This window comes from Micromonospora sp. DT44 (genome assembly GCF_049841635.1).
GTDB lineage: Bacteria > Actinomycetota > Actinomycetes > Mycobacteriales > Micromonosporaceae > Micromonospora.
The window spans coordinates 23,892-46,221 of record NZ_JBNCKS010000054.1 but is presented as its reverse complement, the minus strand read 5'-3'; the positions used below and the strand labels follow the sequence as shown (position 1 = coordinate 46,221).

Genomic DNA, 22,330 nt, shown 5'->3' with positions numbered 1-22,330 from the left:
GTTGCCTAGACAACGCCGATCATGGACGCCCTCGCGTCTACTTGCGGTCCCACATCCCTTGGAATCGATCATCTAGCGGGCAGCCAAATCGGGATCGGCACCCGGATCGCCGGCCGCACGCAGTTGCTCCTCGAACATCACGAAGGTTCGCTGCCGAATCCCCCGGATGAGAGCCTGCTCACGCGGCGTCAGGTGCCGCCCCTCAGCGGCTGCCAGATCCTCAATCGATCGCACCGTCTCGTACAGCGCGAAGATCGGTCCCTCGCCCTCCAGGTAGTAGGCCCGGAACGCCTCTACCTCCTGAACGAAGTCCGCCTCGGAACGGCGAAAGATGTCTCCCCCGACGTCGAAAACAATCTCCGAGAAGATGTCGTTCTTCGCCTGCCAGCCTCCCGTGTCGATTGCAACTCGCCACACCCGGGCACCACCGTCGGGTGTCTTCACGATCTTGACGGGGGACTGGTGGTAGAGGTAGTAGGACGGGAGCACCAGACCGGGCATTTGCACCACTAGAACTTACCTTTACGGGTCGACTGGAGGGCTTCCCAGAACAACTGCTGCTCGCGTCGGAGAATCCCATCTGCGATCGCCGCTTCGCGCCCTGTCAAATCTCGACCCTTGAGGCGGGCCAGGGCGTCGATGTCGCGGCGTACCTCATACAGCGCATGTTCCCAGATCGCTACCGCATCAAGCGCTGCCAGGTGCAGACGGAACTCCGCCAGGTGCCCATTCCGTGTCCGCAGGACAAGCTGCACGTCACGGTAGCCACTACTCGTTGGTGTGATGAAACGATCTTCGCACCGGACAATCACGACGCCCGGGCTCTCCTTGATCCGAGCAAGCGCAGCATAAAGGTCGTCGAGAGAGCTGAACTCAACCTTCGCCGCCGCTAGATCCAGCAGCGTCGACGCGTCGCCCTGCCGCCCGTCCACCTTGTCCTCGGCTCGCCCTCGATCCTTGGGTTGGGAACGCCAACCTGGGTTACCCACAGCACGACCGTCGACAGCAGACAGCGCCGTCGCGAGCTGATTCAGGTCAGCCTGGGCATCGACTGCCGCCGCGTACAGAGCGTTGAGATAGCTACTTCGGTAGCTGGGATCGCCGATCCGACGCCTGTCGAAGCCCGGTTGGGCAACAGGCCCCCGCCGCGTCTGCAAGCTGGCGCTGATCCGCAACTGATCGGCGGTGAGAGGTGTGGGTTCCGGTTGAGGCAATGCCGAACCCGGCTCCGCGCCCACTCCTGCGGCTTCCCGCGCGTTGATGTCGTCGAGTACGTCGGCGAGGGCGTCGATGGCCTGCTGGTGGCTCGCCAGGTGGTGCAGCGTCAACGGCCGCGCCGTCAGTGAGTTCGCCAGTTCGGGTGTGGCGAGGATGATTCGTGCCAGATCCGGCGCCTGCGCCAGTTGCCGGGCCAACTTCTCGGCCAGCTGCGGCTCGTTCGGGGGCGGCTCTCGCAGGGCGGTGTCCAGCATGTCGCGGACTCGGGTGTCGGCGAACAGCCGCGACACGTCCCGCGCGGCCGCGTCGTCGAGGCTGGGCACCAGCCGCCGGAGGGTCGGCGGATCCACCGCCCTCGCGAAGTCGGCGGGACTCATCCCGGCCGAGAAGACCTCATCCAGACTGCCGGCCTGCGCGGGCAACCGGGTCGGAGGCTGCGTCACGCGAGCATCAGACGGCGGGCCGTCCGGCACCGAGCCGGGGCCGTCCAGCAACAGGTACATGCGGTTGATGTACGGGTCGCCGTGGCCGCCGTCGTCGTACCCGGGTGGGTGGGTCGGCAGGTCGGGGCGTTCACTGAACCGGCCCCGGGGCAGTCCTCCCAGCGGCATCGCCCGGCCGTCTCCGCCCAGTACGAGCGCGTCGATGCCGACCACGTCGGGATAGAGCGGATGATCGCGGACGAGGCCGGTCTGCGGGTCGACGTAGAGGATCGTGCCGTTCTGGTTGAGTGCCGCCCAGGCGTGCGAGCCGCCACCGGCCCACTCGGTGATCAGGAACGCGTAGCTGCCGTGGCCGCCCAGCAGCAGTTGGTCGTGCAGATTGGCGTACCCCTGCCGGGCCTGCGCCGGGTCTGACGGCTGACCGGGAGTGAGGACGCGTTGGAAGCGTCCGCCGGTGACGTCCTCCACCCGGCCGGGGCCACCCGCCTCACCACGGATCGGGCGTCGGATGTCGCCGTCGAGGTAGCCGTCGAAGGTGCGCGGCGCGGACACCCGCGGTCGCCCGTGCACCCAGGTCTCGAACAGCGACAGGGTGCAGTCCAGGCAGTTGATGCCACGGGTGGCGTCGGCCTGGGGACCGCCGTCGTTCAGGAGGCGGAACCAGCCGCCCTGGCGCGGATCGGCGGTACGTCGGACGGTGCCGTCGCGTTCGCGCGGCATCTGCCGTTCGACGTCGACCTGGTGCAGCGCCAGTGGTGGCCGAAGCCCGCCCGGCTGCCCGTACGGGCGGGAGTCGTCGATCGGCGGGGGGACGTCGTCGCCGGTGAGCCGGGACGGGCCGCCGGTCTCCACCGCGCCGAGCGCGAGTGCGCCCACGTCGCTGTTGGCATGCGCGAAGGCCCCGTCGGCCAGGTCGACGACCGGCGGCGCCGTGATGCCCGCCAGTACGTCGTTGGCGAGGTCACGCCAGTGGGCGTACGCGCGTGTCTCGTCGTTCGCCGCCCGCTGCCAGCCGTCGGCCCACTGCCGGTGGCCGGTCTGGTGCAACTGTCGGGCGTAGTTGGCGTACTCGACAGCCCTGCGGTCGTGCTCCGCCGCCCGCGCCCGCAGGCGGGCGGCCTCTGCCTGCCGGCGGTTGTTCTCGAAGCCGATCCGCTGTGCCTCGAAGTGGCCCTGGTAGCGCCGTCGCTCGGCGGCCTCCGCCTCGGCGAGCCACTGGGCCGCGTACCAGTCGTCGACGTCGGTCGCGGACTCCACCGGGTCGCCGAACGCGACCACGTCGACGGACGCCGACGCGCGACCGCCCGTCCTCTGCCGGGGTACGCGAGCTGGCGCGATCGACTCCCGCGTCGAGGTCCGCTCGGGTGCGGAGTGGCGGCCAGCCGGCGCGGCCACCGCGCTGCCGTCCACCGGGGTCATGGCTGCGCCGTACCTGCCGACGCCGTCGGGTGACGCGCCGACCGTCGGCCCGGTGGGCGTGAACGGGGACGCTGGCGGTGGCGCGATGGCCGGGGCAGGGCCGACGGACGCGAGCGGCGTCGAGAGCCCGGCAGTGCTCGCCGCCGCCGGGCCGACCGTCGGCACCGCCCCCACGGCCGGCACCGGCCCGGTCGTCGAGGTCACGGAAGTCGACGAGGCCGCGACCGACGGAGGCGGAGGGCCCGACGACGGTCCGACCACTGTGGGCGGTGAGGCTGTCGGGACCGTCGACGACACGGCCGCGGCGGTCCCGGGCAGACCGGACGACGAGGGTACGGTGCCGCCGGCGCCTGGGACGACGCCGGCCGGGTCGATCGCCGCCGGGGTGACCGCCGGAGCGACGCCGACACTTGACCCGCCGGCCGGGTCTACGACACCGGCGACGGGCGTGGTGACCCCCGAGAGTGTGGGCGCAGCCGCGTCACGTCCCGGCTCCGCAACAGCCGCGAGCCCGACATCACCCCCGACCGCCGGTCGTGCTGCACTCGCCCCGTGCCCGTCGGCTGGCAGCCCGGGAGTGCCGGCTGCTGTCGAGACCGACGAACCGGCGACGTCCGCGCCCACCGCTCCGGCGCCGTCCCCCGCCAGAACCGACGAAGAAGACACCGCCCCGGAGGACACCGGCCCACCAGACACCGCCCCTGAGGACACCGGCGCAGACGTCGCCGGCCCGGACGTCGCGAATTCCGGTGGTGGGGGCGGGATCGAAAGCGACGGGCCGGCGAGGGACGCTCCGGCCAGAGCGTCGGCCTGTGCGCGGAGCCGTGCCTGCAGAGCGTGGTCGGTCTGCGCGGTCGTCGAGCCGGTGACGCCGGACGCGGCGGCGCGTACCACGTCGTCGACCGAGGCCATGCCCTGTCCGGTGGCGACGCTGGCGGCGCTCTCGGCAAGCATCTCGCCGGTCATCTCCCGACCCAGGTGCTCGCCGATTCGCGCCGCGCGGCCGGTCGCGTGGCGGCCCAGGCCGGCCAGCGGCGCGACCGCACCGCCGGCGAGCCCGCCGACCGCCGAAGCGCCCAGGTCGGTCAGGTCAACGCCGTGTGCCCGGCCCGTCGAGTTCTGGTACGCCTGCGTGGCGAGGCTGATCCCGGACTCCTCGGCCGCCTCCTCCAGCCCTTCCCGGGTGGCGCGCTTGGCGAGCCCACGTACGCCGCCCTTGGCGACCTCCTTGGCCGCGCGCTCGCCGGCCTCCTTGAGCCCGCGCCGCAGAGCCTTGCTGGCCAGTTGCCCCATGAGGCGTTTGAAGATCTGCTGGATGAGCAGCCGGGTCGCGGTGACGGCCGCGCCGGCCGCCGGAGACGCCGCCCCGGCGGTGAGCAGCGCCGCCACCGCCACCGAGATCAGTTCGATGACCAGGATCCCCAGCTCGATCCAGACTTCGATCTTGGCACCCTCGATGTCGCAGCCGCACTCCTCGACCAGGCGGCCCAGATCGGCGGTGACCGCGAGCAGCACCGGCAGGGGTGCGTCGTCGCCCTCGGCGATGGCTCGCCAGGCCGCCTCGAACGCGGCGTCGACAGCTCCCACGCCGCCGTACCCGCTGCGTACCTCGGTGGCGGCCGCCGCGGCGTCGGCGTGCGGGCCGGCGAGAACGGAGGCGACCGCGTACCACTGATCCGCGACGTCCCAGACGGCCCGTTCGTTGCCCTCCGGCCACTGCACACCGACGGCCCAGTCGAGGGCCTCGTAGATCCAGCCCGGTACGTCCCAGGGCGCGTAGTCGAGTGGGTGCGGGATCGGGCTGGGCAGCACGCTCATCCGGATCGCCCCGCCGTCAGCGCTGGTCGGCGGCGTGGTCGAGCCGGGCGGCGCTGCTCTGGTCGGTCTGCACGCTGGCGTCGACCGCGCTGACCACGTCGACGCCCAGCTCGGTGATTCGCTGACCGACGCCCGCCCAGGCGCGCAGCACGGTCTGCTCGATGCCGCGGTAGCTCCGCTCGAACGCCGCGCCGATGTCGTCGCGCCCCCACGGGCGGGCGCCGCTGGCGGCCTCGATCTCGCCGCCCTCCGCCGCGCGACGGGCCGTCACCGCCTCGCCGGACAGGGCCAGGTCGGCGCCGCCACGCCGGGCACGGGACGCGTCCAGCCAGAGCTGCCCGTCGGTCATGCCGACCCCGCACGGCGGCCGAGCACGGCGTCGGCGCGGCCGAGCAACGCACCGAAGTCGCCGGTACGCAGGAAATCCGCCGAGCCGGAGCCGGCCGGCATGGTTTCGGCGACCAGGGCCTGGGTTGCCTGGGTGGCGGCGGCCACGGCGGCCCGGATCGTCTCGGTGATCTTCCGGCCCAGCGCCTCGGCGTCCCGGGCCCGGTAGGCGGCCGGTGCCAGGACGACCTCGATGACCTGGCCCTGCGCGTCGACCGTCGCCGTGACGTGTCCATCGGATGAGCGGCGGGTCACCCGTAGCTCGGCGAGCCGTGCCGCAAGAGTGTCCAAACCAGATCTGAGCTGCTGGTACTGGCCGTACACGTCGTCGAATCGGGCTCGTAGCTCGCGATTGGCGTCCCGGTCCACGCGTTCGCTCACCGCCACTCCTCCCGTCACCGTCGGTATCCAAGACCATACCGGCCGCCATCGATCCGCGTAGTCCGGTAGTTTCGGTGTGTGATCGACCGTCAGCAGGCTGAGCAGCTCGCGTCCGCCTGGGCTCGGCGCGATTCACAGCGCCTCGGCCACGAGCGCACCCCGCTGGTCGACGAGTTCGACCTGGGCTTCGTCATCACCTCGATCGTCTCGGGTGCAGCGCGGGCGATCCCCGGCGATCTGCCGACCACCGTCATCGACAAGCGCACCGGAAAGGTCACCACCTGGCCCCGGGTGCCGGCCACGGTGGTGGCGGACCTGTACCGGCGCAGTCAGCCCAGCGGGCCGACCGCGCCGCGCACGATCGACGCGTCGAGCCTGCTGATCCGGGAGATCCACCGGGGTCCGACGCCGAACACGGTGGCGCACCTGACTCTCGACGGTCGCATCTGGACGGCCCAGGGCACGAGAGGCCCCGCGACCCTGAACCACCATCCGCTCGTGCGCGCCTACCTGGACGAGAGGCCGCCGGGCGAGTTGGTACGCGGCGTCGACTGTCACGCCGAGCTGATCGTGGTCTCCGACGTGCTGCACGAGTACGACCACCGACGGGCCGCCGAGGGCATCGAGCCGATGGGTCGGGCCGAGGCGGCGGCCCTGCTGGACGCCGCCCGCTTCGAGATCTTCCGGATCCGTGAGCCGGGTGATCCGGCCGGCGGCGTCGCCGAACTGCCGTGCGACTCGTGCACCACGTTCCTGGTACGCGCCAACGTCCTGCCGGAGGCGGCGCGGGCCTACACCGAGACGTGGCGGGCTCCGGCCGCGCCCGACCCCGACCCGGGGCGCTTTCCGCCCGAGGTGACGAACGCGCTGGTGGCGGCGGGATGGCGTCCGCACATCGGCGATCAGATCATGGCGGCGGCCGGCGTACGGGACGTCACCGCCGTGCCCGGGAGGACACACCGACACGAGGCCTTCCCGGCCGCCGTGGAGGCGTTGACGGCGTTCCCGAGCCTGGTGGGCGCCCGGCGCGGCCCGGGCCAGCAGGTGTGGATCTCCCGCTTCGACATCCGTCCGCACATGATCGCGCACACCGCCGACACGCTCGCCGACTTCGGCGCGGTGCTCGGCGTGCGGCTCTTTCCGATCGGCACCGAGCAGCAGGACAGCATCCTCGCCGTCGACGAGCGGGGCCGGGTCTTCGCCCTCGACCAGGCCGGCGACTGGTTCCTCGGCGAGAACGTCGACGCTGCGCTCACCACGTTGCTGCTCGGCCGCGCCCCCTCCCGGGTGCGCGACGACGGCACCTGGGCCTAGAGGTCGAGCCCGGTCAGCACCATCACCCGCGGTTCGGTGTAGTCGTCCATCGCGCTGCGCAGCCCTTCCCGGCCGACTCCGCTGCCCTTCACCCCGCCGTACGGCATCTGGTCCGCCCGGTACGACGGCACGTCGCCGACGATCACGCCGCCCACCTCGAGGACTCGCGCGGCGGCGAAGGCCACGTCCAGTCGCCGGGTGAACACGCCCGCCTGCAACCCGTACGCCGAATCGTTGACCGCGGCGAACGCGGCCTGGTCGTCGGCGACCGGGGTGACCACCAGCACCGGCCCGAACACCTCCTCGGCGACGACCTTGGCGCCCGCCGGCACGCCGGTGAGGACGGTCGGGGGGTACGTCGCGCCGTTGCGTACGCCGCCCACCTCGACCGTCGCGCCGGCCACGACCGCCTCGGACACCCATGCCTCGACCCGGCGGGCCGCGTCCTCGGACACCAGCGGGCCGACGTCGGTCAGCTCCGAGGCGGGGTCCCCGGTGTGCAGCGCGCGTACCGCCGCCACCAGCCGGGGCAGGAAGTCGGCGTACCGCGCGTGGTGCACGTACACCCGCTGCACGGCGATGCAGGACTGGCCGGCCTGGTAGTTGGCGAAGGTGGCGATGCGCTGTGCCGCGAAGTCCAGGTCGTCGGGGGACGTCCAGTCCGCGCAGAGCACCGCCGCCGCGTTGCCGCCCAGTTCCAGCGTCACGTGCTTCTCCGGTACCTGCCGCCGGATCGCCGCCCCGACGGGCCCGGACCCGGTGAAGGACACGACCGGCAGCCGCGGGTCGGCGACCAGCTCGGCGGCGCGGTCGTTGGGCAGCGGCAGCACCGAGAACATGCCGGCCGGGAGGTCCGTCTCGGCCAGCAGTTCGCCGAGCAGCAGCGCGGACAGCGGCGTCGCCGGGGCCGGCTTGACGATGATCGGCGCACCGACCGCGATGGCCGGGGCGACCTTGTGCGCGACCAGGTTGAGCGGGAAGTTGAACGGCGCGATGCCGAGCACCGGCCCCCGGGGCACCCGTCGGACCAGGGCGATCCGGCCGGTGGCGGTTGGATCGGTGTCGAGCCGTTGCAGCTCACCGGAGAAGCGTCGGGCCTCCTCGGCCGCCCACCGGAAGGTGGAGACCGCCCGTCCGACCTCGGCGCGCGCCCACTTCACGGGCTTGCCGTTCTCGGCGGTGATCAGCGCCGCGGCCTCGTCGGCACGCTCGGCGAGCCGCCGGGACACGTGGTCCAGGGCCGCCGCGCGGGCGTGCGCGGGCAGGGCCGCGGCGTGCGCGGCCACCCCGGCCGCTGCCGCGACAGCGGCCTCGACCTGGTCGCTGGTGGCAAAGGTGGTACGCCCCACCGCGCGACCGTCGTACGGGTGGTGGACGGTCAACTCGCCCGTGCCGGAGGCGGGACGGGAGGCGACGAAGAAGGGTGCGGGCTCCACGCCGTGCAGCGTAGACGAGACAGCAGTCGACGGAAACAGTCGCCGTAGCCCTTGTCTGCTGCGGATTCAGTAGCGAAGATGGCAGGCAGATTGCGATAACCGCCGCAGACCTCACCCCCGGCCCCCCTCGGAGTGATCCCGTCATGAGTGACCAGCAGCAGCTGCGCAACTTCGTCAACGGCTCCTACGTCGACCCGGCCGACGGCGGCTACGCGGATCTGGTCGACCCCTGCACCGGGGAGGTGTTCGCGCAGGCGCCGGTCTCCGGCCCCGCCGACGTCGACGCGGCGATGAACGCCGCCGCCACCGCCTTCGAGAGCTGGCGGGAGGTCACCCCCGCCGAGCGGCAGAGGGCACTGCTCAAGCTCGCCGACGCCGTGGAGGCACGGGCCGCCGAGCTGGTCGACGCCGAGGTACGCAACACCGGCAAGCCCCGCCAACTCACCACCGAGGAGGAGCTTCCCCCGGCGGTGGACGAGTTCCGGTTCTTCGCCGGGGCCGCCCGGCTGCTGGAGGGGCGCTCGGCCGGGGAGTACCTGGCCGGGCACACCTCGTACGTGCGGCGCGAGCCGATCGGGGTCTGCGCCCAGGTGACCCCGTGGAACTACCCGCTGATGATGGCCATCTGGAAGATCGCCCCGGCGCTCGCCGCCGGCAACACGGTCGTCCTGAAGCCGTCGGACACCACTCCGGTGTCGACGCTGCTGCTCGCCGAGATCGCCGCCGAGTTCTTCCCGTCGGGGGTGTTCAACGTGGTCTGCGGCGACCGCGACACCGGTCGTACCCTCGTGTCGCATCCGACCCCACAGCTCGTGTCGATCACCGGCTCGACCCGCGCGGGCATGGAGGTGGCCGCCGCGGCGGCCCCGGACCTGAAGCGCACCCACCTGGAGCTGGGCGGCAAGGCCCCGGTGGTGCTCTTCGACGACGCGGACGTGGCGGCGGCGGCCGAGGCCATCGCGGTCGGCGGCTACTTCAACGCCGGGCAGGACTGCACGGCCGCCACCCGGGTGCTGGCCGGTCCCGGCGTCCATGACGACTTCGTGGCGGCGCTCACCGAGCAGGCCCGCGCCACGAAGACCGGCGCGCCGGACGACGCCGACGTGCTCTACGGCCCGCTGAACAACGCCAACCAGCTCGCCCGGGTCAGCGGCTTCGTCGACCGGTTGCCCGACCACGCGGCGATCCAGACCGGCGGCTCCCGGCAGGGCGAGCGCGGCTACTTCTACACGCCCACCATCGTGTCCGGGCTGCGGCAGGCCGACGAGATCATCCAGGACGAGGTGTTCGGTCCGGTCATCACCGTGCAGCGCTTCTCCGACGAGGACGAGGCGGTGCGCTGGGCCAACGGCGTCGACTACGGCCTGTCGGCGTCGGTCTGGACCCGCGACCACGGCCGGGCGATGCGGATGACGCGACGGCTCGACTTCGGCTGCGTCTGGGTCAACACGCACATCCCGTTCGTCTCCGAGATGCCGCACGGCGGCTTCAAGCACTCCGGGCACGGCAAGGACCTGTCGGTCTACAGCCTGGAGGACTACACCCGGATCAAGCACGTCATGCACAACATCGAGGGCTGACCCATGGCCACCTCTGACGAACTGCACAAGCGGCGGGGCACGGCCGTCGCCCGTGGTGTCGGCAGCGTCATTTCATCCTATGTGGACTCCGCGGCGGGCGGCACGCTCACCGACGTCGACGGACGGGAGTGGATCGACTTCGCCGCCGGCATCGCGGTGACCAGCGTCGGCAACTCCGCGCCGAGGGTGGTCGAGGCCGTCCGCGCCCAGGTCGAACGGTTCACCCACACCTGTTTCATGGTCGCACCGTACGAGTCGTACGTGGCGGTGTGCGAACAGCTCAACGCGTTGACGCCGGGCGGATTCGAGAAGCGGTCCGCGCTGTTCAACTCCGGCGCCGAGGCGGTGGAGAACGCCGTCAAGATCGCCCGGCATGCCACCGGACGACCGGCGGTGGTGGTGTTCGACCACGCGTACCACGGGCGGACCAACCTGACCATGGCGTTCACCGCGAAGAACATGCCGTACAAGCACCGGTTCGGGCCGTTCGCCGGGGAGATCTACCGGGTGCCGATGTCGTACCCGCTGCGCGACGGCGGGCTATCCGGCGCCGAGGCGGCCGCACGGGCCCTCGAGATGGTCGAGAAGCAGGTCGGCGCGGAGAACGTCGCCGCGCTGCTCATCGAGCCGATCCAGGGTGAGGGCGGGTTCGTCGTACCCGCTGCGGGTTTCCTGCCGGCGCTGCGCGCGTGGGCGACGGCGGCCGGGGTGGTCTTCGTCGCCGACGAGATCCAGACCGGCTTCTGCCGTACCGGCGACTGGTTCGCCTGCCAGCACGAGGGCGTCGAACCCGACCTGGTCACCCTCGCCAAGGGCATCGCCGGTGGGCTGCCCCTCGCGGCGGTCACCGGTCGGGCGGACCTGATGGACGCGGTGCACGTCGGCGGGCTCGGCGGCACGTACGGCGGCAACCCGATCGCCTGCGCCGCCGCGCTGGCCACCATCGAGACCATGCACGAACTGGACCTGGCCGGTGCGGCCCGCCGGATCGAATCCGTGCTGGCACCCCGCCTCCGGGCCATCGCCGAGCGGGATCCCCGGATCGCCGAGGTACGCGGCCGGGGCGCGATGCTCGCCGTCGAACTCGTTCAGCCCGGGACGCTCGTCCCCGACCCGAGCGCCACGTCGGCCATCTCGGCGGCCTGCCATGCCGCCGGCCTGCTCACCCTGACCTGCGGCACGTACGGCAACGTGCTGCGCTTCCTACCGCCGCTGGCCATCCCCGACGCGCAGCTCACCCGGGGCGCCGACATCCTCGACGCGGCGTTCGGTTGACGTGGGTGCAGGGGCCCGCGTCGGGCCCCTGCACCGCCGTCAGCGCAGCACCTCGACCGTGTTGTTGCGCACGAGGTTCTTGCCCGGCTCGCGGATCTGGTCCATCGCGGCGGTGTTCAGCAGCACACAACTACCCGACGGGCCGGTCACCGTCACCGTGGTCGCCCGCTTGTTGTCCAGGTTCGTCACCCGCAGCCGCGTACCGATCGGGAACTGCCCGCTGGTCGCCGCCGGGGCAGCGTTCTCAGCGAAGAAGCTGATCGCACCCGAGCAGGCCGAGCCGGGCACCGGGCGCGGGGCAGCGGGCGAGGCGGCACCGGGGCGTACGCCACCGGGGGCGGGCTGCGCGGCCACGCCGTCCAGCCTCTCCACCACGTTGCGGCGGATCACGTTCTTGCCCGGCTCCCGCACCAGCTCCATCGCGGTGGCATTGAGCAGCACACAGCTCCCCGACGGGCCGGTCACCGTCACCGTGGCCGCGCGGTTGTTGTCCAGGTTGGTCACCCGCAGCCGCGTACCCACCGGGAACCGATCGCTGGTCGCCGCCGGCGCACCGGCCTCCGCCGAGAACGTCACCGAGCCGGAGCAGACGGACGACCGTGCCGGAGCGGTGTCGGCGAACCCGAATCCGGTCCCCACCGCCACGCCCGCCGCGGCGACCACCGCCACGGTCGCCGCCAGCACGTGCTTTCGCTGCACCCTCATCGCCGAAACTCCCGCCCTAGCCGATGTCCTTCACCGCCTGATACGGAAACCACCCCCCAACCGTTCACCCCCTCTCCCCCCACCCCACCCCCTCCCGGGCCCCGCCCCACCCCAGGCCCCGTCGATCATGGAGTTGTGGTGGGCGTTACGCGCTGATTCGCACCTCTTCAGGAGCACCGCAACTTCATGATCGACGGGGCCCCGGGCGGAGAAGGGGGGCCAGGGTTTGGATGATGTGGGCGGGGCGACGGTAGAGGTCGAGATCGGTGAAATAGCACATTTGCCAGCCATTGGCGGCGAGCCAGTTCATTCGAGAGCGATCGACCTGGAGGCGGGCGCGGTCCAGATGGGACATGCCGTCGTACTCAACACCGACTCGGTGTTGCCGGTAGCCAAGGTCCAGGCGGTAGAGGGGTATCCCGTTGTTGTCCGAGACCCACAGCTGAGGCTCTGGGGGTGGCAGGCCGCCGTCGATCAGCACAGGGCGAAGCTGACTTTCCTGTCGACACTCCGTCCGGGGATCGGCGAGGCTGACCAGTTCGCGCGCCTGACAGATCCCACGCAGGCGCTCGTGCCGAGCGACCTCGACCAGGAGTTCCTCGGGTTGGCAGGCGGCGACCCGAAGACACAGGTCCAGCAGTGGCCTCGCGTCCATTCGACGCACGGACCGCGCCAGATCCACCGCACACCGGGCAGCGGGTGCACAGGGCACACCACCCAGAAGCACCGGATCACCCACGGGCAGCACCGACTCGTGGGCCACGACTCCCTGAATGTGTGGCACGCGCTCCCCAGCTGGAACGATGATGTGCACGTCGGGGCTGCGGATGTCGCCGAAGCCGTGCAGTTGTGCACCGGTGTGGTAACCGACCACCGCAGCGTCCGGCAGACGCCGGAAGATCGCCGGCAGGTGCCCACTCCGGTCGGCCGGTGGCGCGTAGATACTCCGCGACAGCCGGTGCAGCTGGGATTGCCCATCGGTCCTGCGCACCTGCTCGCGACTGAGGCCGGCACTGAGTAGCTCCGAGTATCGATACAGACGCTCTGCCATACCGCGGAATCTGCGTCACCGAGCCCCCCGCCCTCCACCCCACCCCAGCCTCCTGTGGACAAAGTCCAGCCCTGTGCCAAACCCCCAAAAAACGCCCCACGTGCTATGCCCCGACGCGTCAGCGGGGTCGATCATGGAGTTGTGGTGCCTCCGGAAAACCTCGAATTGGTGTCTTCCGCCCACCACAACTCCATGATCGACGCGGGCGGGCGAGGCGGGGCAGGGGGCCAGGAGGGTTAGTCGCAGCCGTAGCCGTCGTTGTCGCGGTCCAGGTCGTAGATGTCTTCGCCGATCACCTTCACCGTTCCACGGACGTAGGCGGGGCCGTTTCCGGAGCCAGGAAGGCAGTCGACGTCGCTGGCGATCGGGACGCAGGGGCTGTAGTTCGGGTCGCAGTTGGACTTCTTCTTCGTGCCGACGGCGACGACCTCGGTGACGGGTTGCTTCGTCACGGTGGACTTGACCAGCTTCTTGCCGGTCTGCACCCCGTCGGTGGTGGTCACCTGGTAGGTCAGCGTCCGTACGCCGTCCACGCCCTTCGTGCGGACCACCCGCTTGCCCTCGGCCAGCGACGCGTCCTTGACGGTGCGCTCACTGTGCCTGATCGTGGCCCGCTCGGTCACGGTCGTCACCCGCACGACCGGGGAGGGCGCGACACTGGAGGGCGCCGCACTGGAGGGCGCCGCACTGGAAGGTGTGGCGCTGGAGGGCGCGTCCTGCGGAGACTGGGCTTCGGCGAGCGCGTCAGGTGTCGGCTCGGCGGGCGCCGCGGCGACGGGTCGTTGCGGCTCGTCGGCGGCGGTGCCTGTGCTCTTCGGCTCCGGCTCGCCGGCCACCACGCCGAAGATGGCCGCGCCGGTACAGCAGAGCAGCAGGACGGAGAGCAGCACCGCACCGACGATTACCGCAGTGCGCTCGCCTTGGCTGGCACGGCGGAACCAGTTCGGGGCGGCGGATGGCTGAGATCCGGGGCCGTACGGCGGCGGATACCCCGGCCCGGGTGGTGGTTGCATCGTCACGCGGAGAAGTGTCGCCGCAATCACTGTCCGCAATATCCACCGTCGCGTCGATTGCCCGCGCCGTTCGCCTGGGAGTCGATCAATCGGTGGGCGCGACCTGCATCTCCGACCGTGTCAGGTGGGCGACGAGTCGACACGTCGACACAACCGTTGGGCCCGTCAGGCCGTGGCCAATAGTGCGACCGCCCCGCCGCAAAATCCCCGCCAACAACCCAATTCCCACAACCCCCAGACCGCCCAACCCCACGACCCAGAGCCCACCCCAAGCCCTGTCAGCAAGCCGACCGGACCCCGTCCCCACCTCGTCGATCTTGCACTTTCTGTCGAAGATATGCCCGATAGGCAAGCAATGCCGCCGCAGGAAGTGCAAGATCGACGGGGGTCAGAGGGTCAGCGGGTGGGGGTTTCGCGTAGGGCCCAGGGGGAGCCGTAGTTCGTCAGCAGGTCCAGGAAGGGTTTTGGGGGTAGGGCTTCTGGGCCTAGCACCCCAGTGCCGCTCCACGCGCCGGTGGCGAGCAGTTCGAGCGCCACCACCGGGTTGACGGCGGTCTGCCAGACGACCGCCTGGTGGCCGTACTCGCTCATCGACCACTCGTTGTCGACCACGTGGTAGAGGTAGACCTCCCGGGGCCGCCCGTCCGGGCCCAACCCGCGTACCCAGGTGCCGGCGCAGGTCTTGCCGCGCATCCGCGCGCCGAGGGTGGCCGGGTCGGGCAGGCAGGCCGCTACCACGTCGCGCGGGGACACGTCGACCCCGCGTATCCGCACCGGGGAGACGCCGTCCAGACCGAGTTTGTGCAGCGTCTTGAGGACGTCGATGAACTCCTCGCCCAGCCCGTACTTGAAGGTGACCCGCCGGGCCTTCACCCAGCGCGGGATGAGCAGCACCTCCTCGTGCTCCACGTTGACGCACTCGACCGGCCCGATCCCCTCCGGGAAGTCGAAGACCTCCGGCTCGCTGAACGGCTCGGTGGTGTACCAGCCGCGGTCGGCCTCCCAGATCACGGGCGGGTTGAGGCATTCCTCAATCGTGGTCCAGATGGAGAACGTGGGAGCGAAGTCGTAGCCGTCGACGGTGAGGTTCGCGCCGTCCCGGACCCCGATCTCGTCGATCTCGCTGAACAGCTCCTCGGCGGCGTACCGGGCGAACACATCGGACAGTCCCGGTTCCACGCCGATGCCGCCGAGCGCCAGCCGCCCGGCCGCGGACCAGGCGTCGGCCGCCGCGAACTGCTCGTCGCCGAGCTTCACGCCGGTCTCGACGTGCGGCTGCGACGGGTGCGGGCGGGACAGCGACATCGCCATGTCCAGGTAGTCCGCGCCAGCCGCGAACGCGCCGTCGAAGATGGGCATGACGAAGCGCGGGTCGACGGCGTTGAGCACGTGGGTGATCCGGTGATCCCGACACAGCGCGGTGATCGCGTCGGCCGAGGAGGCGTCGACCTGGGCGGCGACGAAACGGCCGCCGTGCGCGGCCACCGCGCGGGCCGCGCGCTGCGGGTCGTGGTCGGCCACGACCATCGTCTCGAAGAAGGTCCGTCGGGCGGCGATGGCTACGGCGGCGGAGCCGACGCCACCGGCGCCGACGAGCAGGACACGCATCAGGAATCAAACCCCAAACCAAGACGATCGAGAGTACGGAGCCACAGGTCACGCCGGCCCCCACGCGCATCGGCACGGGCCATCGACCGGCGGGTGAGATTGATGCCGACCGCGCGGACGGGTTCCGGCGGGAACGGCAGGGGCTTGCGGCGTACGAGGTCGAGCCGGGTCAGCGGGGTGTCCTCGCCGGCCAGCAGGTCGAGCAGGACACGGGCGGAGAATCGGGTCGCGCCGACGCCGAGGCCGGTGTACCCGGCCGCGTACGCCAGTCGACCGCCGAAGGCGGTGCCGTAGAACGGGCAGAACCGGGTGCAGGTGTCGATGACACCGCCCCAGCGGTGGCTGAAGCGCACGTCCGCGAGCTGCGGGAACGTGGTGAAGAAGTGCTGCGCGAGGGCGGTGAAGGTGGCTGGGCGCTGTTCCAGCTTCGGGGCGACCCGGTTGCCGTAGTGGTAGACGGCGTCGTAGCCGCCGAAGAGGATCCGCCCGTCGCGGGTGATCCGGTAGTAGTGGAACTGGTTGCCGGTGTCGGCGAGCCCCTGCCGGTTGCGCCAGCCGATCGCGTCGCGCTGGGCCGGGATGAGCGGTTCGGTCATCAGCACGTGGTCGTAGACGGGCACCACGTACGCGCGCAGCCGGCGCAGCAGCGGCGGGAACGCGTTGGTGGCCAGCACGATCCGGCGGGCGCGGACGACGCCGGGGCGACCCGACACGGGTGCGGCCGGACCGCGCGCGTCGACCGGATCCGTGCCGAGGGTGTCCGCCCGGAGCGCGACGCCGTCGGCGCGCAGCCCGGTGACCCGGGTGTGCTCGTGCACGCGTACGCCCAGGGCGAGGCAGGCGCGGCGCAGTCCCCAGGCCAGTTTCGCCGGGTCCACCATGGCGACCCGGTCGGCGTCGACCATCCCGCCCAGGTAGGTCGGCGAGTTGACCTCGGCGCGTACCTCGTCGGCGTCGAGCAGCCGCACCTGGTGGCCGTACCGGCGGGCCCGTTCCGCGTCGGCGACCAGCCCGTCAAGCTGGTACGGCTCGACGGCGACGGCCAGTTCGCCGGTGCGCTCGAAGTCGCAGTCGATGTCGAACTCGGCGACGGTGGCGGCGATGGCGTCGAGGTTCTCCCGGCCCAGGCGTTCCAGCTCGCCGATCTCGTCGGGGAACCGGTCGACGCCGTTGGCGAGACCGTGGGTGAGCGAGGCGGCGCAGAACCCGCCGTTGCGTCCGGAGGCGGCCCACCCGCAGGTGCCCGCGTCGACGAGCAGCACGTCCCGCTCCAGGTCGGCGCGCTTGGCCTCCAGGGCGGCCCAGAGCCCGCCGTACCCGCCGCCGATGACGAGCAGGTCGGCGGTCTGCGCGCCGGTGAGCGGCGGCAGCGGGTCGGGGCGCTCCTTGCGGTCGAGCCAGTACGGCACGGGCGACGCGTCGGCCAGCGCCCGGCCGACGTGCGCGGGCGTCACGACGGCCGACCCGGTGCGCAGGTCGAGCGGCCCCGGGCAGGACAGCCATCCCGATCAGCGCGCCGGCTCGCCGCAGGACGGCCATTCCGATCAGCGCGCCGGGCCGTGGTCATGACGGCCGCCGCGCCTGCGGTGTCGGAACGGCCAGCAGGTTGGCACGGCGTTCCCGCCGCCCGCGCAGCGAGCTGAGCCCCACCAGCAGCAGCGCGATCGCGAACATCGCGGTGCCGATGACGTTGACCTGCGGCGGGATGCCCCGCTGGGCGGCACCCCAGACGTACATGGGGAACGTCACTGTCGTGCCGGCGTTGAAGTTGGTGATGATGAAGTCGTCGAAGCTCAACGAGAAGGCCAGCAGGGCGGCGGCCACGATGCCGGGCAGCACCAGCGGCAGGGTGATCCGCCGGAAGGTCTGCCACTCGCTGGCGTAGAGGTCCATGGCGGCCTCCTCCAGCCGCCGGTCCATCCCGGCGAGCCGTGCCTTCACGGTGACCACCACGAACGACACGCAGAACATGACGTGTGCGATGACGATGGTCCAGAAGCCCTGCGGCACCCCGGCCGAGACGAACAGGGCCAGCAGCGACGTGCCCATCACCAGCTCCGGGGTGGCCATCGGCAGGAAGATCAGCACGTTGACGCCGGCCCGACCCCGGAAGCGGTGCCGGACCAGCGCGAACGCCATCAGCGTCCCGAGAACGGTGGCGACCACCGTGGCGAGAAAGCCGATCTGCACGCTGCGGACTACCGCGTCGCACATGTCCGAGGTGGCGCAGGGCTGCCGCCAGTTGTCGAGGGTGAACTCGTTGAAGTCGTACGACAGTCGGCTCGACGGGCGGTTGAACGACAGCCCCGCCACCACCAGGATCGGCAGCGACAGGTAGCCGAGCACCAGCAACGCCACGATCATCACCCAGCGATCAGCCAGCCAGCGCGAAATCCTCACAGCACCTCCTCCGTGCCTGCCCGACGCAGGTAGCCGAAGACCACCGCGAGGATCGCCGCCATCAGCAGGAACGACAGCGCGGCGCCCTGCGGGTAGTCCAGCCGGACCAGGAACGCCGAGTCGATGACGTTGCCGACCATGTACTCGTTGGGGGTGCCGAGCAGTTCGGCGTTGATGTAGTCGCCGCTGGCCGGGATGAAGAACAGCAGCGTGCCGGCGACCAGGCCGGGCATCGACAGCGGCAGGGTCACCCGGCGGAACGCCTGCACCGGGCTCGCGTACAGGTCGGCGGCCGCCTCCAGCAGCCGCCCGTCGAGCCGCTCCAGGCTCGCGTACAGCGGCAGCACGAGGAACGGCAGAAAGTTGTACGTGAGGCCGAGCACCACCGCGAACGGCGTGGCCAACAGCCGACCGTCGGGGGCGAGCAGGTGCACGTCACGCAGCAGCCCGACGAGCGCGCCGTTGTCGGACAGGATCGTCTTCCAGGCCAGCGTACGCACCAGGAAGCTGGTGAACATCGGCGCGACCACGCACACCAGCAGCAGGTTCTTCCACCGGCCGGCCTTCTGCGCGATTGCGTACGCCAACGGGTAGCCCAGCAGCAGCGCCACCACCAGGGCCAGCCCGGCGTAGCCGAACGAGCGCAGGAGCTGCGGCCAGTACGCCTGCACCACGTCCGGGTAGTTGCCGAACGCCCAGGTCATCGCGTACCCGGTGGAGAGCGAGCCGCCGGGGTCGTACAGGCTCGCGGCGGCGAGCTGCACCAGCGGCACACCGAAGAAGACGAGCAGCCAGGCCGCGCCGGGCAACAGCAGCAGGTACGGCAGGAGGCGGTACCGCCCGGACCGGGTCGCCGGCGCCGCGGGCGGCGGTTGGCCCGCTTTGGTGGGCGCCAGGAGGGTCACGACGACGCACCCACCGGCTCGTCGAGCACCGGAGAGGTCCGGTCGGCGTCGGCGGCGTCACGGGGCAGCAGGAACGCGTGCCGTGGATCCCAGTACGCCACGGCCTCACCGCCGACCGGGACCCGCGTTGCCGCGCCGCTGTTGGCGGCAAAGACCGACAGTTCGGTGCCCCAGCCGGTGCGCAGCAGGTACTGCGTGCTGACGCCCACGTAGGAGGCGTCGGTGACGACACCGGTGACGTGTTGGTGTCCGTGGGGGACCTGGTCGGCGGAGCCGACCAGTTGCAGCTTCTCCGGGCGTACCCCCAGGTGGACCGGACCCCGGTCGGCGCGCGAGCGGCCGGCGGGCACCGAGAAGCGCGAACCGTGCGCCGTCACCGCGACCTCGCCGCCGCTCGTGCCGGCGGCCTCGCCGGCGAGGAGGTTGGACTGGCCGAGGAAGTTCGCCACGAACGCGGTGGCCGGGAACTCGTAGATGTCGACCGCAGCGCCCTGCTGCTCGATGCGGCCGGCGTTCATCACCGCGACGGTGTCGGCCATGGTCATGGCCTCCTCCTGGTCGTGGGTGACGTGCACGAAGGTGATGCCGACCTCGGTCTGGATGCGCTTCAGCTCGATCTGCATCTGCCGGCGCAGCTTGAGGTCGAGCGCGCCCAGCGGCTCGTCGAGCAGCAGCACCTGCGGCTTGTTGATCAGCGCGCGGGCCAGTGCGACGCGCTGCTGCTGGCCGCCGGAGAGTTGCGCCGGACGGCGCGGGCCGAAGCCGTCGAGCTGCACCAGCGACAGCATCCGCCGGACCTCGTCGTCGACCGAGCGGATACCGCGTCGGCGCAGCCCGAAGGCCACGTTCTCGAAGATGGTGAGGTGCGGAAAGAGCGCGTAGCTCTGGAAGACCGTGTTCACCGGCCGCTTGTACGGGCGCAGCCGGGCGATGTCGGTGTCGCCGAGCAGCACCTGACCGCTGGTGGGCTCCTCCAGCCCGGCGATCATCCGCAGGGTGGTGGTCTTGCCGCAGCCGGACGCGCCGAGCAGCGCGAAGAACGAGCCCTGCGGGATCGTCAGGCTGAGGTCGTCGACGGCGGTGAAGATGCCGAACCGCTTGGTGAGGTCGGCCAGGCGCAGATCGCCGGCGGGTGTCTCGCGCGTCATCCTCGTCACGCCCCGATGACCTGCTGGAACTTGCCCTCGTACTCCTTCTCCTGCTTCTCGTCCAGGGCCATGAAGACCTTGGACTTCGCCAGCAGCGCGTCGTCCGGGAAGATCAGCGGGTTGGCGGCCAGATCCGGGTCGATCTTCTCCATCTCGGCCTGGGCGCCCTTCACGGGACAGATGTAGTTGACGTACGCGGCGAGCTTCGCGGCGACGGCCGGCTCGTAGTAGTAGTTGATCAGCGCCTCGGCGTTGCCCTTGTGAGCGGCCTTGTTGGGGACCAACATGTTGTCGCTGTAGAGCATCACTCCGGAGTCGGGCGCGACGAACTGCACCTTCTCGTTCTCGCTGGAGAGCTGGATGACGTCCCCGGACCACCCGATGCAGGCGGCGATGTCACCCTTGGCCAGGTCGGGTGCGTAGTCGTTGCCGGTGAACTTGCGGATCTGCCCGGAGTCGACGGCCTTCTTGAGCTTGTTGAGCGCGTCGTCGAACTGGGCGGCGGTGAAGTTCGACGGGTCGTGCCCGTTGGAGCCGAGCAGCAGACCCATGGTGTCGCGCATCTCGCTCAGCGCCGTCACCTTGCCCTTGAGGTCGGGGCGGGTCAGCAACTCGTCGACGGTCCGCAGCTCCTTGGTGACGCTGCCGTTGTACGCCAACCCGGCCAGGCCGGACTGCCACGGGATCGAGATCCGGTTCTCAGTGTCGAAGGGACGCTTGAGCAGCGACGGCAGCAGGTTCGCCTGCACGTTCGGGATCTTCGCCGGGTCGAGCTTCTGGATCCAGCCGAGCCGGATCATCCGCGCCGCCATCCAGTCGGTCAGCACGATGATGTCCCGGTCGGTGCTCTGGCAGGCGGCAAGCTGGTTCTGCACCTTGCCGAAGAACTCGTTGTTGTCGTTGATGTCCTCGGTGTAGGTCACCTGGATGCCGGTCTTCGTGATGAACTCGTCCAGGCTCGGCCGCTTGGACTCGTCCTTCTCGTCGACGTCCATGTACTGCGGCCAGTTGGAGAAGGCGAGCTTCTTCTCCGTAGCGGACAGGTCCTCGCTGACGCAGCCGGCCTCGGTCTGTTGGGCGCCCTTGGTGCCACAGCCGGCGAGGCTGCCGCCCGCGGCGAGAAGGGCGGCCGAGCCGAGGGTGCCGGTGAGCAGTCCACGCCGGGAGAGGGGCCGGAGGGGAGTACGCATGACGACTCCTAGGGGGGTCATCGTCGGCGGCGGGACGGGGGAGGCGCGCCGGCGGGAATGTCGGGAGGGTCAAGTGCCAGGGAGCACTGATCCTGACATGAGGAAACCTCCCTTACAAGGGATTCCGTTGCGGGATTAGCAGTTGACGACGAAATACGCCAGACTGCGCGGGGATACACGCGCGACATCAGGATTCGGACATGGGGAGCGCACGATGACGAACCGGCAGCACGAGAGCGGTGGCGGCGGTCGCCGCGTCACTGTGCGTGAAGGTGCCAACCACGCTCTGCTGGACGACGTGGCCAAGCAGATCATCGAGCAGCTTCAGGAGGACGGCCGCCGGCCGTACGCCACCATCGGCAAAGCGGTCGGCCTGTCCGAGGCGGCGGTCCGCCAGCGGGTACAGCGACTGCTCGACTCCGGCGTCATGCAGATCGTCGCCGTGACCGATCCCCTCCAGCTCGGCTTCCCCCGCCAGGCGATGATCGGGCTGCGTACCGACGGCGACCTGGAGGCCGTCGCCGACCGGCTCGCCGAGTTGGACGAGGTCGACTACGTCGTCATCACCGCCGGATCGTTTGACCTGCTCACCGAGGTGGTCTGCCGCAACGACGACCACCTGCTGGAGATCCTGCAACGGCTACGCGCGGTGCCCGGGGTGCTCTCGACCGAGGCGTTCGTCTACCTCAAGCTCCGCAAACAGACCTACACCTGGGGTACGGCCTGACGGCTCCCCCTTGGTCGACTCGGGGCTTGATCGACGGGGGTCGGCGCTTGATCGACTCGGGTTGCAGGAAGTCGGGGTGTTGGTGCCGCTCTGATGGCCCGGTTTCCGGGAACCCGAGTGGATCAGCCGGCCGTTGACCGGACCGCGTCGACGAATGCCGTCCAGGCGGTCGGCGCGAAGGTAAGGGTGCCGCCGTCACGGTCCTTGCTGTCCCGGACCAGCACCCGACTGGGCAGGTTGTCGGCCACCTCGACGCAGTCGCCGCCGTTGTTGCTGCTGCGGGTCGCCGTGCGCCAGCGCGCGTCGGTCACG

Annotated in this window: 19 protein-coding genes; 4 read left to right on the top strand and 15 right to left on the bottom strand. The window is 70.9% G+C overall.

What is annotated here, in order from left to right; translation table 11 throughout:
* Positions 1-72: 72 nt before the first annotated feature.
* The 4 genes from ACLQ25_RS26115 to ACLQ25_RS26100 are packed head-to-tail and all read right to left on the bottom strand — an operon-like array spanning position 73 to position 5,666.
* The gene (locus ACLQ25_RS26115) at positions 73-501 is read right to left on the bottom strand and encodes a hypothetical protein (RefSeq protein ID WP_425733437.1); all 429 of its coding nucleotides are present in this window, start codon (positions 499-501) and stop codon (positions 73-75) included.
* A gap of 8 nt (positions 502-509) precedes the next feature.
* Entirely contained in the window at positions 510-4,898 is a 4,389-nt protein-coding gene (locus ACLQ25_RS26110) for a toxin glutamine deamidase domain-containing protein (RefSeq protein WP_425733436.1), read from the bottom strand.
* Positions 4,899-4,914: 16 nt separating this feature from the next.
* Positions 4,915-5,247: a hypothetical protein gene (locus tag ACLQ25_RS26105; protein ID WP_425733435.1), complete on the bottom strand. Its 333-nt coding sequence runs from the start codon at positions 5,245-5,247 to the stop codon at positions 4,915-4,917.
* Positions 5,244-5,666, bottom strand: coding sequence for a YbaB/EbfC family nucleoid-associated protein (locus tag ACLQ25_RS26100; protein ID WP_425733434.1), 423 nt, complete (start codon positions 5,664-5,666; stop codon positions 5,244-5,246). The genes ACLQ25_RS26105 and ACLQ25_RS26100 overlap by 4 nt, the downstream gene beginning before the upstream one ends.
* Before the next feature lie 78 nt (positions 5,667-5,744).
* On the opposite strand from ACLQ25_RS26100, the gene ACLQ25_RS26095 reads away from it, so the two are divergent.
* Complete coding sequence (locus ACLQ25_RS26095; RefSeq protein WP_425733433.1) at positions 5,745-6,980, top strand: SUKH-3 domain-containing protein; 1,236 nt, start codon at positions 5,745-5,747, stop codon at positions 6,978-6,980.
* On the opposite strand, the gene ACLQ25_RS26090 is transcribed toward ACLQ25_RS26095, so the two are convergent.
* Positions 6,977-8,416: an aldehyde dehydrogenase family protein gene (locus ACLQ25_RS26090; RefSeq protein WP_425733432.1), complete on the bottom strand. Its 1,440-nt coding sequence runs from the start codon at positions 8,414-8,416 to the stop codon at positions 6,977-6,979. The two genes, ACLQ25_RS26095 and ACLQ25_RS26090, sit on opposite strands and share 4 nt — an antisense overlap.
* A gap of 143 nt (positions 8,417-8,559) precedes the next feature.
* Between ACLQ25_RS26090 and ACLQ25_RS26085 the strand changes: the two genes are divergently transcribed.
* Together ACLQ25_RS26085 and gabT are read left to right on the top strand one after the other, a co-directional pair.
* Positions 8,560-9,996: a gamma-aminobutyraldehyde dehydrogenase gene (locus ACLQ25_RS26085; RefSeq protein WP_425733431.1), complete on the top strand. Its 1,437-nt coding sequence runs from the start codon at positions 8,560-8,562 to the stop codon at positions 9,994-9,996.
* A 3-nt stretch (positions 9,997-9,999) separates the two neighbouring features.
* A complete protein-coding gene (gene gabT, locus ACLQ25_RS26080; protein WP_425733430.1) occupies positions 10,000-11,271 on the top strand; it encodes a 4-aminobutyrate--2-oxoglutarate transaminase in 1,272 nt (423 codons plus the stop codon).
* A gap of 39 nt (positions 11,272-11,310) precedes the next feature.
* On the opposite strand, the gene ACLQ25_RS26075 is transcribed toward gabT, so the two are convergent.
* The 9 genes from ACLQ25_RS26075 to ACLQ25_RS26035 form a co-directional block, all read right to left on the bottom strand.
* Positions 11,311-11,976, bottom strand: a complete 666-nt coding sequence (locus tag ACLQ25_RS26075) for a hypothetical protein (RefSeq protein ID WP_425733429.1) — start codon at positions 11,974-11,976, stop codon at positions 11,311-11,313.
* Between the two features lie 184 nt (positions 11,977-12,160).
* Positions 12,161-13,027 carry a DUF559 domain-containing protein gene (locus ACLQ25_RS26070; protein WP_425733428.1) on the bottom strand — a complete coding sequence of 289 codons (867 nt, stop codon included), beginning with the start codon at positions 13,025-13,027 and terminating at the stop codon, positions 12,161-12,163.
* A gap of 236 nt (positions 13,028-13,263) precedes the next feature.
* Positions 13,264-13,917 (bottom strand): G5 domain-containing protein, encoded by a 654-nt coding sequence (locus ACLQ25_RS26065; protein ID WP_425733427.1) that lies wholly within the window; start codon positions 13,915-13,917, stop codon positions 13,264-13,266.
* A 519-nt stretch (positions 13,918-14,436) separates the two neighbouring features.
* Positions 14,437-15,648, bottom strand: coding sequence for a saccharopine dehydrogenase family protein (locus ACLQ25_RS26060; protein ID WP_425733426.1), 1,212 nt, complete (start codon positions 15,646-15,648; stop codon positions 14,437-14,439).
* Entirely contained in the window at positions 15,648-17,102 is a 1,455-nt protein-coding gene (locus ACLQ25_RS26055; RefSeq protein ID WP_425733425.1) for an NAD(P)/FAD-dependent oxidoreductase, read from the bottom strand. The genes ACLQ25_RS26060 and ACLQ25_RS26055 overlap by 1 nt, the downstream gene beginning before the upstream one ends.
* A gap of 109 nt (positions 17,103-17,211) precedes the next feature.
* The gene (locus ACLQ25_RS26050; RefSeq protein ID WP_355053570.1) at positions 17,212-18,048 is read right to left on the bottom strand and encodes an ABC transporter permease; all 837 of its coding nucleotides are present in this window, start codon (positions 18,046-18,048) and stop codon (positions 17,212-17,214) included.
* Positions 18,045-18,953 (bottom strand): ABC transporter permease, encoded by a 909-nt coding sequence (locus tag ACLQ25_RS26045; RefSeq protein WP_425733424.1) that lies wholly within the window; start codon positions 18,951-18,953, stop codon positions 18,045-18,047. Before ACLQ25_RS26045 ends, ACLQ25_RS26050 begins: the two co-directional genes overlap by 4 nt.
* Complete coding sequence (locus tag ACLQ25_RS26040) at positions 18,950-20,101, bottom strand: ABC transporter ATP-binding protein (RefSeq protein ID WP_425733423.1); 1,152 nt, start codon at positions 20,099-20,101, stop codon at positions 18,950-18,952. Before ACLQ25_RS26040 ends, ACLQ25_RS26045 begins: the two co-directional genes overlap by 4 nt.
* Positions 20,102-20,106: 5 nt before the next feature.
* Entirely contained in the window at positions 20,107-21,291 is a 1,185-nt protein-coding gene (locus ACLQ25_RS26035) for an extracellular solute-binding protein (RefSeq protein ID WP_425733422.1), read from the bottom strand.
* A 214-nt stretch (positions 21,292-21,505) separates the two neighbouring features.
* On the opposite strand from ACLQ25_RS26035, the gene ACLQ25_RS26030 reads away from it, so the two are divergent.
* Complete coding sequence (locus tag ACLQ25_RS26030) at positions 21,506-22,018, top strand: Lrp/AsnC family transcriptional regulator (RefSeq protein WP_425733421.1); 513 nt, start codon at positions 21,506-21,508, stop codon at positions 22,016-22,018.
* A 122-nt stretch (positions 22,019-22,140) separates the two neighbouring features.
* On the opposite strand, the gene ACLQ25_RS26025 is transcribed toward ACLQ25_RS26030, so the two are convergent.
* Entirely contained in the window at positions 22,141-22,329 is a 189-nt protein-coding gene (locus tag ACLQ25_RS26025) for a DUF397 domain-containing protein (RefSeq protein ID WP_425733420.1), read from the bottom strand.
* Between the last annotated feature and the right edge of the window lies 1 nt (position 22,330).